This is a genomic window from Candidatus Protofrankia datiscae, assembly GCF_000177615.2.
Classification (GTDB): domain Bacteria; phylum Actinomycetota; class Actinomycetes; order Frankiales; family Frankiaceae; genus Protofrankia; species Protofrankia coriariae.
This window is the reverse complement of the sequence record NC_015656.1, coordinates 2,249,242-2,266,232: the sequence shown is the minus strand read 5'-3', so window position 1 is coordinate 2,266,232 and position 16,991 is coordinate 2,249,242. Positions and strand designations below refer to the sequence as shown.

Here is a 16,991-nt window from a genome sequence, read left to right as displayed (position 1 = left end):
GAGCCCGGGCGACACCGCCGACAAGTACGTTCTTACCACTCCCGCCGGGCCGCCGGCCCTCGGTCACACCGTTGTCGGCGGGATGGCACGACAACCGGAGCGACGGCCGCCACTTCGGCGCGGGCCGGTTCGCCTACACGCTCCGTGACGCCTGGCAGGCCGGATTCGACTTTCCGCGAGGATGCCACGGCGGAAGATGTCACGGTCCGTCAGTGAAAGGCTGACGGTGTCAACGGACGGGCCGAACTGGCGTCGGCGTGAAAATTTCGCATTGACCTATCATCCGGGGTCCTCTACGGTGTCCGAACGAACAGTTGTTTGTAATCTACATCACCATCAGCCACCTCCCCCCACGGGTACGCCGCGGCCCGAAGGCCGAGGACGGAAGACCGCTCGGGCTCCCGGCCACACAACCCTACGAGATCAGTTTCTTCCAGAGAGCGACAGAGGCTGCCATGGACAAAACGGTTTATATCTCCAGAAATCCGTAGACGCCCCAGCCGTCGACTGCCCGCGCCGGTGGAGCCGACAAGCCGTCCCGCGCCCTGGCCCGACCCACAGCACCCCGGCTCGACGACCCGGAACCCGACCGGCCCGCGAAAACCGTCTGATCATGCAATGTGCCAGCGCAACGGAGGATGCCAGATGACTGACGATTACGAACCGTCGCCAGGAAGACGCGAGAGCCAGACACACACAAAACCCGCCGGGAACACGGCCCCGCGCTCGGAACAGCCGAGGAGGGGGCGTTCGGTCGGCGAGCGGCTCATCCGCATCCGGTCCGGTGAGACAGAGACGGAAAGCACACCGGCTTTATGCACCGGCCAGCACCGGCGCCCACACCGACACCCCTGGTCGCTGTCCGGGCGCCCGCGCCCCCGGCTCCTCTCACGGCGGCGCGGAATCGTCGCCATCGCCGCGATGATCGCTGCGGTGACAGGCCTTGCCGCCTGTTCGTCGGATGACAACGGCAGCGGCAACACGGCGAACGGTTCGGGAGCGCCCGAAATCGTCGTGGGCAACATCGGGACGTACACCGGCCCCACCGCGTCCTCCCAGGCGCAGGCGCAGGACATGGCAAAGGCCTGGGCATCGTGGGTGAACGCCCACGGCGGGATCAACGGGCGCCGCGTCAAACTGATCGTCATGGATGACGGGGGGAACGCGACGACCGCGCTGTCCCAGGTCAAGAAACTCGTCGAGCAGGAACACGTCGTCGCGATCATAGGAAACCACTCGAACTCGGACGTGAACTGGGCGTCCTACATCAGCGGCACGGACGTGCCCGTCATCGGCGGCACCTCCCTGGACCTGCCCTTCGTGACGAACGCGTCCTTCTTCCCGGTCGGGCCGTCCGTCATCGCGGGGCTGTACGGAGTGCTGCAGATAGCGAAGTCGACAGGCCCGAAGATGGGCCTGCTCTACTGCGCGGAGGCGCCGCAGTGCGCCAGCGCGGTGCCGCTGTACTCGACGCTGGCCAGGGCACTCGACCTCAGCATTCCCTACAACGCGAAGGTGGCGGCTTCGGCGCCCGACTACACCTCGCAGTGCCAGGGCCTGAAGGAGGCGGGCGTCCAGTCCGTGAGCGTGCTGGCGCCGTCCGACACCGTCGTCCGCGTGCACCGGGCATGCGCGGACCAGGGAATCAACGTCCCGGAGGTGGCCCAGGACGGCACCGTCACGACCACCTGGCTGAAAGAGCCGTCGCTCAACGGAATGCGGGCCGTCGGATATGTCGCACCCTTCTATGACAGGTCCATACCGGCGACCCAGGAGTTCCACGACGCCATCCAGCAGTATGCGCCGGGTATCGAGGCGGTGCTGTCCGAGCAGTCGGCCGACGTCTGGGCCAGCGGAAAGCTCTTCGAGGCCGCGGTCAGGGCCGCGCCCGCCGGGGATCTCACGGCCGCCGCGGTGAAGAAAGGCCTCTACAGCCTCAAGGACGAGACGCTCGGCGGCTTCACCGTCCCGTTGAACTTCGTGGAGGGAAAGCCGACCTCCATCAAGTGCTGGTTCACGCTGGGCATCGAGGACGGCAGGTTCGTCGGGCCGAAGGGTCTGGAGACGGAGTGCGCCCCCGCGTCCGTCGTTGATCCCGTGGTTGCGACCCTCGGCTGACCAGTCCCCGGGCTGGGCCGGCATCCTGTCCTGGTTTCCGTCCCAGCCCGGCTCTCTGACCGTTTGGGAGTTCCAGAGTGACGACCCTACTTCCGTTCCTGGTCGCCGGGCTGACCACGGGCTCTGTCTACGGGATCGCCGGGCTGGGCCTCGTGCTGACCTACAAGACGTCGCGTCTGTTCAATTTCGCGCACGGCGCGCTCGCCACCATCGCGGCATTTCTTTTCTACACCCTGCACGTCCAGCACCAGGTGCCCTGGCCGCTGGCCGCGTTGATCTGCGTTCTCGTCGCCGGCCCGGTCCTCGGGCTTGTTTTCGAGCTGGTCGGCCGAATGATCAGCGATCGTTCCCTGCCGGTGCGGGTCGCCGGCACGGTCGGCATTCTGCTCGTGGTGCAGGCGGTGATATCGCTCGTCTACGGCACGGCGGAGACCCGCAAGGTACCGCCGTTCCTGGGAACGCATGTCCTCCGCGTGGCGAACACGAGCATCACCCAGGACAAAATCATCATCTGGATTATCGGCGCCGCGGCGACGCTCGCGCTCTTCCTCGTCTTCAGGCACACCCGGCAGGGCCTTGCGATGCAGGCTGTCGTCGACGACGTCGACCTGCTCAACTGCGCCGGCACCAGCCCCGTGCGCGTCCGGCGGTTGGCGTGGGTCATCGGTGTCTCGTTCGCCGCGCTGTCAGGTGTGCTGCTGGCACCGCTCATCACCCTTGACGGGGTGACGCTGACGCTGCTGGCGGTCCAGGCTTTCGGCGCGGCTGCCATCGGCAGGTTCTCGAATCTGCCCGCCACCTATCTGGGCGGTCTGCTCATCGGTGTGGGCGGCGCTCTGTGCTCGAAGTACTTCACCACCGGTCTGCTGGCGGGAATACCGACCGCGCTGCCCTTCCTCGTCCTGTTCGTCGTTCTGCTGGTCTCCCCTCGCAGCCGGCTCGGGGAACGGGCCATGCCGTTGTCACGGTCCGCGGCGCAGTGGCGTTTCCCCCTCCCGTTCCAGCTGGCAGGGGGAGCAGGCGTCCTGGTCCTCCTCCTGCTCGTTCCCGAATTTGCCGGGCTGCACCTGACCGACTGGACCCTGTTTCTGACCTCGACGATCCTCTTCCTCTCCCTGGGCCTGCTGGTACGCAGTTCTGGACAGGTGTCGCTCTGCCACGTGGGTTTCACCGCGATCGGCGCGGCCGCTTTCTCGCACCTGACCGTCGGCCACGGACTGCCGTGGTTCTTCGCGCTACTGCTGTCGGCTCTCGTCGCGGTGCCGATCGGCGCCATTCTCGCGATTCCGGCGATCAGGCTGTCCGGACTGTACCTCGCCCTGGCGACGCTGGGATTCGGCATCCTCCTCGCCTACATGTTCTACACACAGGACTACATGTTCGGCAGTATAGGTGCCGGGCTGACCGAGCCACGGCCCCGTCTTGGCGGGCTCGACCTCGAAAGCGACCGCGGCTACTACTATCTGGTACTGGTATTCACCGTCGTAGTCACGGCCATAACCGTGGTACTGGTACACAGCCGGCTCGGCCGGCTGCTGCGGGCGTTGGCCGACAGTCCGACAGGACTCGCCTCCAGCGGCACGTCGACCAACGTCACCCGTGTGCTGGTCTTCTGCATCTCGGCCTTTCTCGCCGCGGCATCGGGCGCGCTCGCCGGCAGCGCGGTCAGCACGGTGACAGCCGACTCCTACCAGCCGTTGACGTCGTTGCTCTATTTCTCCCTGATCGTCATCAGTCTGGGCGGTGAGCCCTGGTACGCGCTGCTGGCCGCCGCGGGCCTCACCCTGATTCCGTCGTACGTAAGCGGCGACAACATCGCCACCTATCTTCAGCTCGTCTTCGGTGTGGCGGCGCTCCTTCTCGCGGTCACGCCGCCGTCGCTGCGGTCCGTCCCCGCGGTGGTCCAGCGCACCGCCGAACGGCTCGGTCGCCAGCCGCTCACGCGCAGGCCACGCGCGCACGGCGCCCGCACCGGCGCCGACGCCAGGAGCAGTGCCAGCGCCGCTGCCAGCACCCGCCCCAAGGTCGCTGTCGGCACGCTCGCGGTACGCGGGCTCGGGGTGAGGTTCGGCGGCCTGGTGGCCGTGGACGGCGTCTCCTTCGAAGCCCGGACCGGGCAGATCACCGGTCTGATCGGCCCGAACGGGGCCGGAAAGACCACGACCCTGAACGCCTGCTCGGGGGTGCTCCGACCGACGAGCGGGAAGATCTCCTTCGACGGCCACGACATCTCCCGGCGGGGCCAGGCCGTTCGGGCCCGGCTCGGTATCGGCCGCACGTTCCAGCAGATGGAACTGTTCGACTCGATGACCGTACGTGAGAACGTGGCGCTGGGAGCGGAGGGCAACTTCGCCGGGGCCAATCCGCTCAGCCACTTCCTGAGCTCGAGCGGGCAACGGAGCCTCATCAGGCAGAGCGCCGAAGAAGCCATCCGGCTCTGCGAGCTGGATGAGGTCGCGGAATCACTCGCCGGAACCCTGTCGACGGGGCTGCGCCGGCGGGTCGAGCTGGCCCGCGGCCTCGCCGGACCGTTCCGCGTCCTCCTGCTCGACGAACCGTCGTCCGGCCTCGACCGGGCGGAAACCAGCCGGTTCGGCGAGACCCTCCAGCGCGTCGTGCGGGACCGGGGAATCGGCATCGTGCTCGTGGAACACGACATGGCGCTCGTCAACGAGATATGCGACCACATCCATGTCCTGGACTTCGGTAAACCGGTCTTCGACGGAACGCCCGACGAGGTGATGGCGTCCCCGCTCGTGCGGGCCGCCTATCTCGGGGGCGACGCCGTCGAAACCGTCACGCGGCAGCCCGTCGGGGAAGTGGTGTCATGACAGCAGCAAATGGTGCCGCCATCGCGGGCGACACGAAACCGTATGCCCTCTCGCTGCGGGGAACGCAGTCGGGTTACGGCCGGTCGACGGTGTTGCGAGCGGTCGACCTCGACGTGCCGGCAGGCGGCGTGGTTGCCCTCCTCGGCGCCAACGGCGCGGGCAAGACGACGCTCCTGCGCACCGCGGCGGGTCTGAACAAACTGCAGCACGGCCACATCTCGATCGGCGGCGCCGACCATTCGGACACTCCGCCGTATGCGCGTACCCGTGCCGGCCTGTGCCTCATCCCCGAGGGCCGGGGAATCTTCCGGTCCCTGTCCGTGCGGCAGAACCTTCGCCTGCTGCGGCCACCGTGGCTTCCGGAGATCAGATCCGACCGGGCGCTGGAGGCCTTCCCCGCGCTGCGGCAACGGCTCGACGACGTTGCCGGCACTCTTTCCGGTGGGCAGCAACAGATGCTCGCGCTGTGCCGGGCCTACCTGTCGAATCCACAGGTCATCCTGGTGGACGAGGTCTCCATGGGCCTGGCACCACGGATCATCGACGAGATCTTCGCGTCGCTGCGGCAGCTGGCCGCGAGCGGGGTGTCGCTGGTCATTGTCGAGCAGTACGTGGAACGCGCGGTCGAGTTCGCGGACGCTGTCGTCGTGTTGCGGCGCGGGAAAGTGGTGTTCAACGGGACGCCGGACACGCTGGATCACAACGCGCTCGTCAACAGTTACCTAGGCTCAGGGGATCCGGTGGCCGACCGATCATAGGACCGCGTCCGGTGGATATCGGATACGGGTCAGAACCGATCCGACGCTGAACTCATGAGCCGGCCGCACATGCGATGCCGGTCGCTCCTGACAGCACCGACCCCCGGCACCACTGGACCATGCCTGGTCCGGGTGATGCCGGGGGTCGGCGGATACGCCTGGCGGACGTATCGACGTGATGTCCCGACGCGGCGATCAGAGGGTGGTGTAACCACCGTCGATCAGGATCGTGTCACCGGTGATGAACGACGACTCGTCACTCGCCAGGAAGACGGCCAGCCGGCCCACCTCGGTGGGGGTCCCGTATCGTCCCAGCGGCGTCGCCCTGACCACGCCCTCGATGAGCTCCGGCGGGAGGCTGTCGGTGATCTGTGTCCGGATCGGCCCCGGGCAGATCGCGTTGACGCGGATGTTCCGGCTCGCGTACTCCGCCGCCGCGGTCTTCGTCAGCATGGCCACAGCGCCCTTTGCCGCACAGTAGGCGGGCATTCCCGGGAAAGCTACCATCGCGGCCATCGACGCCGTGTTGACGATTGTTCCCCCGCCGTTCTCGAGTAACTTCGGGATGGCGTAGCGCATACCGAGGAACACCCCTCTCCCGTTCACACCGAAGACCCGGTCGAACTCTTCCTCCGGATATTCACCGGTGTGGGCGACCGCACCGTCGATACCCGCGTTGTTACAAAGTACGTCGAGCTTGCCGAAATGGGAGACGGCCGCGTCCAGCATACTCCGGACGTCCGCACCCCTCGACACGTCGGCGTGCACCGCGTAGCAGTCGCTCCCGAGTCGCTTGGCGATCTCCTCCTGCTGGCCCGAGATATCGACGGCGACGACCCTGGCCCCTTCTTTCACGAACTCCTCGGCAATGCCGGTGCCGATTCCCGAGCCTGCCCCGGTGACGACAGCAACTTTCCCTTCGAGTCGCCCAGCCACGTCGCTCTCCTTTCCAAGATCCATTCGATCGAACGATCATTCGCCCCGATACTAGTGTCCTGAGTCGTTGATTCGTGTGCAGATAGAATGGGCTGGTGCCTGGCCCGAGCGCGGATCCCATCGAGTTGTCGTCTGCTGAGCGTGCGGTGCTGGAGGGCTGGGCCCGACGGCGGAAGACCGCGCAGGCGCTGGCGTTGCGCTCGCGGATCGTGCTGGCCTGCGCGGACGGTGGGACGAACTCGGGGGTCGCGGCCGAGCTCGGGATCACCCGGGGAACGGTCGCGAAATGGCGGGAGCGGTTCGCGGTCGACCGGCTGGAGGGCCTGTCAGACGAGGCACGTCCGGGAGCGCCTCGGAAGGTCACCGACGCCCAGGTCGAGGCGGTGATCGCGAGGACGTTGGAGGAGAAGCCACCGAACGGCGATACCCATTGGACATCGCGGTCGATGGCGAGGGCCAGTGGGCTGTCGCAGTCGACGGTGTCACGGATGTGGCGGGCGTTCGGGTTGAAGCCGCATCTGGTCGAGACGTGGAAGCTGTCCACCGACCCGCTGTTCGTGGACAAGGTCCGTGACGTGGTCGGGGTCTACCTCGACCCGCCGGAGAAGGCGATCGTGCTCTGCGTCGACGAAAAGTCGCAGGTGCAAGCTTTGGATCGCACGGCACCGGTGCTGCCCCTGATGCCGGGTACCCCGCAGCGGATGACCCACGACTACGTCCGCCATGGCACGACCAGCCTGTTCGCCGCGCTCGACCCGACGTCCGGGTCGGTGATCGCGCAGACCTTCCGGCGGCACCGTCACCAGGAGTTCCTGCGCTTCCTCAAGCTGATCGACTCCTCGGTCCCGAAGGGCTACGACCTGCACCTGGTCCTGGACAACTACGCCACCCACAAGACCCCGGCGGTGAAGAACTGGCTGCTGCGCCACCCCGCTTCCACCTGCACTTCACCCCGACCTCGGCGTCGTGGATGAACCTGGTCGAGCGCTGGTTCGCGGAGCTGACCACCGCAAAGCTGCGCCGATCGACGCACCGCTCGGTCGTCGAACTCGAAGCCGACATCCGCCGATGGATCAACGCCTGGAACAAGGACCCGAAGCCGTTCGTCTGGGCCAAGACCGCCGACGAGATCCTCGAGACCCTCGCCGCCTACTGCCAGCGAATCAACGACTCAGGACACTAGTTCTGGATCTCGGCTGGCCCCTCGTCGAAGACCGTGATGTCCGTGACGATGTATATCGGGCTGGGCCAGTCGACGTTGACGACGAACGTCACCCCGTTGTTCGGATCCCAGGGCGCGCCGTGCGGGGCGATATTGGACACCGTCACGTTCGCCGCCCCGATGAACCGCTGGTGGTTCTGGTCGACGAACCCACCGTGCGCGTCCGGGTCGGTCACCGGAAGATACTCACTGGCCGCGACGTGCACGATCGAGTTGGCGTTTATCGCCCCCCAGTTGAAGTTCAGCTGTTGACGTCCGTGCCGCTTTCCCCAGTATTTCCGAATGTGTTGCGGCATCGCAACCATCCCTTTCTTGGCAAAGCCCGGCGGAAAACTTCTCGCCATGCCGGTGGGACCGTGGGGAGCCACCTCTCGGCGGGAAGCGGGTGCGCCCCGGGCCGATGCGCGCCTGCTGTTGTCGCGCCACGTCACTGGACGTGACTGCTCACAGTGGCGAGTCTGCTTCGCCCGGAGGCGGCCGGCATCAGTGGTAGCCCTGAAAAACCGGGCCTCCGTGAAGACGGTCTCCCTCGGGACTGTCGGGAGTGGTCTGGGCCGCGACCGCTCAGGCCACGCGGCGGGAAACCGTAGCCGTCCCGACGAGTGTCTCCCGCTGGCGGCGGATCCCGCGTACGCGATCAGCCATGCGATGCGCGGCGGCGGTCCCGGTGGGCCCGGTGGTTTTCTCCGCGGTCGGCAGCGCGAACCTGAAAATCTTCTTCTCGACGGAGAAGAACTGCCTGGACAGCCGACCGGTGTTGTACGGCAGGCCATAACGCCGGCATATCTCCCGGACCTCGGCGGCGATTTCGGGGTAACGGCGGGCCGGGACGTCGGGGAACAGGTGGTGCTCGATCTGGTGGGACAGGTTGCCCGTCATGACGTGGAAGAGCCAGCCGCCGGTGATGTTGGCGGAGCCGAGCAGCTGGCGGTAGTACCAGTGGGCGCGGCTCTCGTCCCGTGTCTCCTCCTCGGAGAACGTGGCGACACCCGTCGGGAAATGGCCGCAGAAGATGATGGTGAACGCCCAGACGTTGCGGACGAGGTTCGCCAGCGCGTCACCGGCCAGGGTGGGCAGCAGCCAAGGCCCGGTGAGCAGCGGAAAGAGGACGTAGTCCTTGAGCGTCTGGTTGCGGACCTTGCGCAGCATGCCCCGGTGCAGGGGTCTGGTGTCGGCCCAGGTCCGCTCACCGGCGACGATCCTGTCGACCTCCAGGTCGTGGAGCAGCACGCCCCACTCGAACAGGAGCATCAGCAGGAAGGCGTAGAGCGGGTTGCCGAGATATCTCGGCTCCCACCGCTGCTCCTCCCCCATCCGCAGGAGGCCGTAGCCGAGATCGCGGTCCCGACCGACGATGTTGGTGTATGTGTGGTGGATGTAGTTGTGGGAGTACTTCCACTGCCCGCTGGGGCAGACGGTGTCCCACTCGTACCCGCGGGAGTTCAGATCCGGGTCACCCATCCAGTCGTACTGACCGTGCAGGACATTGTGGCCGATCTCCATGTTGTCGAGGATCTTGCTCACGCTGAGTGAGGCAACCGCGAGCGGCCAGGCCGGCGGCAGGTAGAACAGCGCGCGGCCGGCGGCCTCGAAGGCACGCTGGGCGTGGACGACCCTGCGGATGTACGCGGCGTCCTTCTCACCGAGATCGTCGATGATCCGCTGCCGGATCGCGTCCAGCTCGGCGCCGAACGCCGCAAGTTGTTCGGCGGTGGGCATGGCAGGCCGGGTGGGCGGGGTGGACCGGGCGGGCGCGGCCGGCCGGGCTCGTGTGGTGAAACGGCTGGGTGCGGCGGGCCGGGCAGATGTGACGGGCGAGGTGGTCACGGTTCTTCCTTTCTTCCGCTCTTCCGGTCTTCCGGGTGCGGTGGGCGGTCTTCGGGTGCCGGTGGGCGGCCTCTATCTCGACGGCGCAGGTATCTCGACGGCGCAGGTGCCGACAGGCGCGGACACGCAGATGCGGATGTCCTCGTCGGGCTGGCGCGACTCCTCACCGGTACGCACGTTGCGGACGACGCCCTCGGTCTTGTGGGACATGCAGGACAGGCAGATGCCCATGCGGCAGCCGAACGTGGGCGCAAGCCCGGCGGCCTCGGCCTGCTCGAGCAGAGTGGCCCCGCTGTTGGGCACGGTGGCCACGGTGGCGCCGGCCCTGGTGAAGATCACCTCACCGCTGGCCGGGCCGCGCGCGGCAGGCGGCCGGAAGTACTCCACGCGCAGCCGGTCGCTGCCGGCGTAGGCGTCCTGGATTCTCTCGATCAGGCCTGCCGGGCCGCAGGCCCAGGTGTCCACGTCCCGGTAGCCTGGCACCAGCCGGGACAGCTCGGCCGGGGTGAGGCGGCGGCCATCCTGCCGCGGGTGGACCAGGTGGACGTGGACGTTCGGGGGCAGCGCGGCGAGCTCGCCGGCGAAGATCTGGTGTGCCGGTGACCGTGAGTAGTGCAGAAACGTGATGGTGCCGCCGTAGCCGCGCCGCAGCAGCGTGCGGACCATCGACATCACCGGGGTGATGCCCGAGCCGCCGGAGATGAACAGCAGCTGGCGCGGCGGCGGCTCGGGCACGGTGAACGCGCCGGCCGCCCGCGACAGGTGGACGACCAGGCCCGGCCGGGCACGGCCGACGAGGTAGCTGGAGACGACCCCGTCCGGGTTGGCACGCACCGTGATCGTGATGCGGCCGCCGCGGCCGGAGGCGGGCGAGGAGACCGAGAAGCACCGGAGGTGACGGACACCGTCGATCTCGACGCCGAGCTGGACGTACTGGCCGGCGAGATGGCCGGGCCAGCTCCCGGTGGGCTGGAGGGTGAGCGTGGCGACCGGGGCGCCGGCGTGGGTCTCGGGCTCGACGCGGACGACCCGGGCCCGGATCTCGTTCACGGCCCACATCGGGTTGACCAGCTCGAGGTAACGGTCCACGCCGTGCGGCGAGGTGAGGGCCGCCACCACCGGCGACCGCAGCAGAGCCCGGACGAGCGTCATGGTTGTCCTCTCCGTTCAGGCCTCTCCGTTCAGGCCCGCGGCAGGACGAGCCGGCGGTGACGGGAGCACACAGGCGGATGGGTGTCGGCTGAGAGATCGGATGGGGGCGACAGAGCCCCGGTCGTCAGTCGATGTCGATGCGGGCGGCGGCGCGCGTCAGAGCCGGGGAGAGCCGGCTGAGGACGCGGCCGGCCCTGGCCTCGACGGTGACCGGGACGACGGCCCTGTTCTCCCGGACGGCGCGCAGGATCTGCCAGGCGACCTTCTCCGGGGGGAAGTTGCGCCTGGCGTAGAGCGCGGCGAAGCGGTCGCGGGTGGCGTCGAGCCCGTCGGCGGAACGGCCGGAGAAGGTGCTGGTACGGGTGATGTTGGTGTTGACGAGGCCGGGGCAGATGGTGCTGACGCCGATGCCGGCGGGAGCGAGCTCGGCGCGCAGGCAGTCCGACAGCATGTAGACGGCGGCCTTGCTGGTGGCGTAGGCAGCAAGGACCTTGCTGGGCAGGTACGCGGCGGCGGAGGAGACGTTGACGATGTGGCCGCCCTCCCCGCGCTCGACCATCAGGGTGGCGAAGGCGCGGCAGCCGTGGACGACGCCGCCGAGGTTGACCTCCAGGATGTGCTGCCACTCCTTCTCGGTGGTCTGCAGGAAGGTGCCGCCGTGGCCGACACCGGCGTTGTTGACCACGATGTCGGGGACGCCGTGGGCCGCGGCCACCTCCCTGGCGAAGGTGTCGACGGCGGCGCTGTCGGCGACGTCCACCCGGTAGGCGTGGGCCGCGGGGGCGCCGAGCAGGCGGGTGAGTTCGACGGTGCGCTCGGCGCTGGCCAGGTCGAGGTCGCAGACCACGACGGCGGCGCCGTGCTCGGCGAAGGCCAGCGCGGTGGCTCGTCCGATGCCGCTGCCGCCGCCGGTGACGACGGCCAGCTTCCCGGCGAAAGCCGCCCGCTCCAGGCCGGGGCCCCGGCACCAACGCAGGCGTGGGCGCTGGGGCCGGCGCGGGCCGGCGGCCCGTTCCCGGCTCGAGACGGCGGCTCGCTCGAGGGCGGGCGCGGCGGGCGCGCCGTCGGCGTGCGCGGCGATTTCTTTGATCATCTGTGCCACGGTGGGGCCTTTCTCGAGCAGTGCGGACCAGTGCCCGGCGGTCAGGGTGCGCCGCCACAGGTGGGGCACCCAGCGGTCGAGGTCGTCGCCCAGCGCGGGGCTGACGTAGCGGTCCCGGGCGAGGGTGATCAGCTGTACCGGTACGGCGGTCGGGCGCTGCCGTGGCCGCAGCAGGTGGGGCAGCATGTTGGCCCGGTACAGCGCGATCCCGTGTACGGCGTCGGTGGCAAGGGTGGGCTGCGGGTGGCTGGTCCGCGGGATGACCCCTTCGGTGGACGCCAGCACGTACCCCCACCGCGCGGCCAGGCCGAGCCGCCAGACGGCAGGGGCGAGTAGCGGCAGGTGGAAGACGCCGATGTACCAGGAGTGCGCGGCCTGGGTGAGCAGCTGGCCGAGGTGACGCGGGGTGGGACGGGCGAGCCGTCGCCGCGCCCAGTGGCCGACGTGGTCCAGGCAGGGCCCGGACAGGGAGGTGTAGGAGGCGATGCGGCCCGCCGCCCGGGGGTCGGTCACGGCCTCCCAGGCCTGGATGGACCCCCAGTCGTGGGCGGCGAGGTGCACCGCCCGGTGTGGGCTGACCGCGTCGGCCACCGCGAACAGATCGTCCGCAAGCTGCGGCAGACGGTAGCCGCACGCTCCCTTCGCGGCCCCGGAGGCCCCGGCGCCACGCACGTCGTAGCGCACCACGTGGTGGCCGTCGGCGGCGAGGGCCGCGGCGACGTCGTCCCAGACCCAGTGGGTGTCGGGGTAGCCGTGCACGAGCAGTACCGTCGGCCCGGCCGGGTTGCCCTGCTCGTACACGGCCAGCGGCACACCGGCGGAGACGACCGTCCGCCGCCTCATCGCGCCTCCACCGCAACATCCGTCGCAACATCCGTCGCGATGTCCGACGAGGTGTCTGCGGCCCGCTGCCAGCGGCGTACGTGCGGCAGGTCGTCGTCGAGCCAGTAGGCGTCGTCGTCGGTGACCACCAGTAGCTCCTCGAACTTCAGGCCCACATCGCGGAACGCGACGTGCGGCTCGACCGCCCACAGCCCCGGTGTGGGTGCGTGCCGGGAGGCACGGCCGTCGGCCCACAGCGGTGACCGGCCGTAGCGGCGCTCGCCGAGGAACTCGCGTCCGAGGGTCTGCAACGTCCGTATGCCGAAGCCGAGGACGCTGACTCCGGCGGGCCCGCGGGCGGTCGTGCGGGTGACCTGGTGGCCGATGACCCGCCCCGGGTAGACCCGGTGCCGGTTGTCGTAGCCGTGGCGGGCGATGAGCGCGTCCACCCGTGCGTAGATCTCGTTGAACGGTGTGCGCCGGCGCGCCTCGACGACGATCAGGTCGCGGTATTCGCGCAGGTCACGGTCGATCCTGTCCCAGACGGGGCTGGCGCCGACCCGGCCGGCGTACCCGATGTCGGCGGTGTAGCCGTCGATGACGGGGGCGCAGTCGAGGATGTACGGCATGCCCTCCTCGAGTCTGCGCCGGCTCGGGAAGAACTGCAGCGGCGTGTGGAAGTGCCGGAAGGCGGTCCGGTCGCCGAACCAGGCGAAGTGGACGTGGAAGAAGTCCTGGACGCCGGCGGCGGCCAGTTCCCGGCCCAGTCGCGCGCTGGCCTGGCGTTCGGTCACGCCGGGCTCCAGCCAGGCCCCGACCCGCTCGGCGCAGGTGTAGGCGAGCTGCTGCAGCTCACGGAAACGCCTGAGGTCGCCGCTGTCGTACGGGAAGACCGTCGCGGCCTGGGGCTGCTGGCGGGCCGACCCTCGGGCCGGTGTCTGGACCAGAGTGGGCATGGATGTCGCCTCCGGGTCGGATGCCCCCCGGTTCGGGTGGGCGCTTCGCACGACTGCACGGTTCGGTTGCTCGGGGTGGATGAGAGATCACAGGTCCAGGACGAGGCGTTCGCCCGCGCGGGCACGGGAGACGCAGACGAGCATCGCGCCGTCGGCACGCTCGGTGTCGGTGAGCCGGTGGTCACGGTGCTCGACGGCTCCGGCGAGGACGCGCTGGCGGCAGATCCCGCAGAAGCCCCGCCGGCAGGAGTAGGCGGCCGTGGGGACGGCCTCGGCGAGCACGTCCAGGACGGACCGGTCGGCGGGCACGGGCAGCACGCGCCCGCTGCGGGCCAGCCGCAGCTCGAAGGGCCGGCCGTCCCGGATCGGGGCGGAGGCGAACCGCTCGACGTGCAGGCCGCTGGCCGGGCTCGCGTCGAAGGCCGCCTGGATGCCGTCGAGCACGGGGGGCGGGCCGCAGGCGTAGACGGCGGCCCCGGCCGGGGCGCGGCGCAGCAGGCTGGTGGCGTCGGGCCTGCCGTGCTCCTCGTCGGAGAGGATCTCCACCCGGCCGTGGAACCGGCGCAGTTCGTCGGTGAACGGCAGTGACGTGCGGGTGCGGCCGCTGTACACCAGCCGCCAGTCCAGGCCGCGCCGGGCGGCCTCGCGGACCATCGGCAGGATCGGGGTGATGCCGATGCCGCCCGCGATGAACAGCACGCGGGGCTCGGCTGCGAACGGGAAGGCGTTGCGCGGCCGGCCCACGGTGAGCCGGCTGCCCGCCGGCAGGGCGTCGTGCACCTCGACCGACCCGCCGCCGCCGGTGTCGAGACGGCGGACCGCGATCTGGTAGGTGCCCCGGTCGGCGGGGTCGCCGCACAGGGAGTACCGGCGTCGGCGGCCGGAGGGCAGGTGCAGCTCGAGATGGGCGCCGGGCCACCAGGCGGGCAGCGCGGCCCCGTCGGGAGCGGCCAGGCTCAGGCGGACGACGCCGTCGGCCACGTACCGGCGGTCGGCCACCACGAGGTTCAGCGTGGACGCGGGCGCGGGCGGCGGTGTGGGCCGATGCTGACGGCTGCCCGACCGGGTGGCCAGCGGGAACAGCACGTCACCGACAGCGGCCAGCACCCTCATCCCGCGGTCGGCACGGGGCCTGCCGTACAGGTCGGGGGGAACATACCGGCCCTCCGGTTGCGGGCCCTGCCCGGACATCAGCGGGCGGCCGCGGCGCGGGCGGCCGGGGAGGTGGCGAGGTAGGCGACCGCCTGCCGGGTCGAGCCCTCCTGGGTGGGGTGGTAGTCACGCCTGAGGTAGCGCAGCCCGGAGCGCACGGCCTGGCCGGGGGCTGGCAGCAGCCCCCGCCGGGACGCCGCGAGGAAGGCACGCCAGCTCTCCGCCCGCTGCGGCCCGCCCGGCCGTGATCGGGCCAGCTGTGGATCGGCGGCCATCAGGAAACGCGCTCCACGGATCCATAACCAGTACAGGATGGGACCGGTGAGCGCCATGGCGCGGATCCGCCGCGGATAGCCCGGGTCCAGATGCCTGAGCAGGTCGTACGCGACGCTGCGGTGCTCGACCTCCTCCGCGCCGTGCCAGCGCAGCAGGTCCAGCATCACCGGGTCGGCGCCGGCCCGGTCCAGGGCGTCCGCATTGAGCACCCAGTCGCCGAGGAAGGCGGTGAAGTGCTCGACCGCGGCGATGATCGCCACCTGCTCGACGACGTGTTCCCGGGCGCGCCGCGGCGGCAGCCCCGGACGATCCCCCAGCACCTGGTGGAAGAGCCACTCAAGCTGCCGTAGGTACGGGTCCGGATCCAGCCCGGTCGCGCGCAGGTGCTCGAGCGCTCCCTGGTGGGCCTGCGCGTGGAGGGCTTCCTGACCGATGAACCCCAGCACGTCCTCCCGCACCCGGCCGTCCGTGATCATTGGCAGGGCGCGCTGGAAGACGCGCACGAACCAGCGCTCGCCCTCGGGCAGCAGCAGATGCAGCACGTTGATGGTGTGGCTGGCGACGGGCTCGCCCGGAATCCAGGGGTCCGGCAGCCGTGACCAGTCGAAGCGGACGTCACGCGGCTGCAGGACCAGGGCGTCGGGCTCGGCGAGGGCGTCGGGCTCGGCGGCGAAGACCGCGGTGGGGGTGTGGGAAGTGGGGGTGGGGGAAGTGGGTGCGGTGGCAGGGGGCATCGGAGCGCTCCTCCATCACGTGGCGGGGGCTGAAGAAGGCGCGGGGCGTCGGCTCCGGCTCGGGGACGGCGTCCTTGTTGACTCTGGCTCAACAGTAGGCTCTGTTGAGCCAGAGTCAACAGTTCTGTTGAGTTTCGGTCAATAAGATGGGCGCATGGTCCGCCCTCCCGGTGTACGCGGCACCCGGCTCCTCCCCTCCGACCGCCGCGGCCAGTTGCTGGCCGCCGCCCGCCACCTCCTGGAACGAGGGACGATCGACGACGTCCGCATCGAGACCGTGGCCGCCGAGGCGGGCGTCTCCCCCGGGCTGCTCTTCCACTACTTCGGCTCGCAGCGCGGGTTCCGGCACGCCGTCCTGCGGGCCGCCGCCGAGGAACTCCTCGACCACCTGCGTCCCGACCCGTCCCTGGCTCCCGGCGAGCAGCTGCGCGCCGGGGTCGAGACCTTCGTCGAGTACGTCTGCCGCCATCCGGACGTCTATCTGGCCATCACCCGGCTCGACGGCGGCAGCGACATGCGCACCCTGCACCGCTCGACCCGGGCCACCCTGGCAGGCTGGCTCACCGAGGGCCTCACCACCGCGGGCGCGCCGGCCACCCCCGCCCTCACCATGGCCGTAGCCGGCTGGCTGGCGTACATGGAGGAGGTCGTCCTCACCTGGCTCGACCAGCCGGCCATGGACCGGGCCGACCTCGTCAACCTGTGCGAACGCACCTGCTACCAGATCGTCATGGCCGCTCTGAACGACTCCGAGCAGTACGAGCGGCTCACGGACCGCGTCCGCGGCCGCGGATGAACGCCACCGTCACCACCAGCGCCGTACGACCCGCCCGGCCCCGTCAGGAACAGCCAACCCGCCCCGCCGGGGACAGCAATCCCCCGCCAGGTCAGCTAAAAGGCAGCCAGGCCGTCAGGGTGGCCACAAGGACAACCAAAAGGGCAATCGGCAAAACAGCCGGCGGGCAGGTTCGTGTTCCGCCCGGCTGTTCCCTGGGCACCATCATTCCCGCGGGCATTTCCGTGGGGCCCGGTAAGCGAGCCGTCCCCGTCGCGACTCACGACGCGGTAAGCCGTCGGCAATGACGAACGCCCAGGCTGTCGACGA

At 69.6% G+C, this 16,991-nt stretch carries 12 protein-coding genes and 1 pseudogene; 5 read left to right on the top strand and 8 right to left on the bottom strand.

Annotation, left to right across the window (positions count from 1 at the left end; translation table 11 throughout):
• The first annotated feature begins 933 nt into the window (after window positions 1–933).
• The 3 genes from FSYMDG_RS09345 (at window position 934) to FSYMDG_RS09335 (ending at window position 5,707) form a co-directional block, all read left to right on the top strand.
• On the top strand, window positions 934–2,118 hold the full coding sequence (locus tag FSYMDG_RS09345) for an ABC transporter substrate-binding protein (protein ID WP_050803441.1): 1,185 nt from the start codon (window positions 934–936) through the stop codon (window positions 2,116–2,118).
• 77 nt (window positions 2,119–2,195) lie between these two features.
• Window positions 2,196–4,949, top strand: a complete 2,754-nt coding sequence (locus FSYMDG_RS09340; protein WP_013873300.1) for a branched-chain amino acid ABC transporter permease/ATP-binding protein — start codon at window positions 2,196–2,198, stop codon at window positions 4,947–4,949.
• On the top strand, window positions 4,946–5,707 hold the full coding sequence (locus FSYMDG_RS09335) for an ABC transporter ATP-binding protein (protein WP_013873299.1): 762 nt from the start codon (window positions 4,946–4,948) through the stop codon (window positions 5,705–5,707). The genes FSYMDG_RS09340 and FSYMDG_RS09335 overlap by 4 nt, the downstream gene beginning before the upstream one ends.
• A 195-nt stretch (window positions 5,708–5,902) precedes the next feature.
• On the opposite strand, the gene FSYMDG_RS09330 is transcribed toward FSYMDG_RS09335, so the two are convergent.
• Window positions 5,903–6,643, bottom strand: a complete 741-nt coding sequence (locus FSYMDG_RS09330; RefSeq protein ID WP_013873298.1) for an SDR family NAD(P)-dependent oxidoreductase — start codon at window positions 6,641–6,643, stop codon at window positions 5,903–5,905.
• A gap of 95 nt (window positions 6,644–6,738) precedes the next feature.
• On the opposite strand from FSYMDG_RS09330, the pseudogene FSYMDG_RS09325 reads away from it, so the two are divergent.
• Window positions 6,739–7,826: pseudogene (locus FSYMDG_RS09325) on the top strand (IS630 family transposase).
• Here the strand turns inward: FSYMDG_RS09325 and FSYMDG_RS09320 are convergent.
• The 7 genes from FSYMDG_RS09320 to FSYMDG_RS09290 all read right to left on the bottom strand — a co-directional run bounded on the left by FSYMDG_RS09320 (window position 7,823) and on the right by FSYMDG_RS09290 (window position 15,886).
• Window positions 7,823–8,161 (bottom strand): hypothetical protein, encoded by a 339-nt coding sequence (locus FSYMDG_RS09320; protein WP_013873297.1) that lies wholly within the window; start codon window positions 8,159–8,161, stop codon window positions 7,823–7,825. The pseudogene FSYMDG_RS09325 and the gene FSYMDG_RS09320 overlap by 4 nt on opposite strands.
• A gap of 268 nt (window positions 8,162–8,429) precedes the next feature.
• The gene (locus FSYMDG_RS09315; protein ID WP_013873296.1) at window positions 8,430–9,692 is read right to left on the bottom strand and encodes a fatty acid desaturase family protein; all 1,263 of its coding nucleotides are present in this window, start codon (window positions 9,690–9,692) and stop codon (window positions 8,430–8,432) included.
• A gap of 72 nt (window positions 9,693–9,764) precedes the next feature.
• Window positions 9,765–10,844, bottom strand: coding sequence for a ferredoxin reductase (locus FSYMDG_RS09310; protein WP_013873295.1), 1,080 nt, complete (start codon window positions 10,842–10,844; stop codon window positions 9,765–9,767).
• Window positions 10,845–10,968: 124 nt separating this feature from the next.
• Window positions 10,969–12,789, bottom strand: a complete 1,821-nt coding sequence (locus FSYMDG_RS09305; RefSeq protein ID WP_013873294.1) for an SDR family oxidoreductase — start codon at window positions 12,787–12,789, stop codon at window positions 10,969–10,971.
• Entirely contained in the window at window positions 12,786–13,724 is a 939-nt protein-coding gene (locus tag FSYMDG_RS09300) for a M24 family metallopeptidase (RefSeq protein ID WP_013873293.1), read from the bottom strand. Before FSYMDG_RS09300 ends, FSYMDG_RS09305 begins: the two co-directional genes overlap by 4 nt.
• A gap of 87 nt (window positions 13,725–13,811) precedes the next feature.
• Window positions 13,812–14,915, bottom strand: coding sequence for a PDR/VanB family oxidoreductase (locus tag FSYMDG_RS09295; protein WP_013873292.1), 1,104 nt, complete (start codon window positions 14,913–14,915; stop codon window positions 13,812–13,814).
• On the bottom strand, window positions 14,915–15,886 hold the full coding sequence (locus tag FSYMDG_RS09290) for a metal-dependent hydrolase (RefSeq protein ID WP_013873291.1): 972 nt from the start codon (window positions 15,884–15,886) through the stop codon (window positions 14,915–14,917). Before FSYMDG_RS09290 ends, FSYMDG_RS09295 begins: the two co-directional genes overlap by 1 nt.
• A gap of 154 nt (window positions 15,887–16,040) precedes the next feature.
• Here FSYMDG_RS09290 and FSYMDG_RS09285 point away from each other — a divergent pair, with 154 nt between their 5' ends.
• Entirely contained in the window at window positions 16,041–16,682 is a 642-nt protein-coding gene (locus FSYMDG_RS09285) for a TetR/AcrR family transcriptional regulator (RefSeq protein ID WP_013873290.1), read from the top strand.
• Window positions 16,683–16,991: the final 309 nt, after the last annotated feature.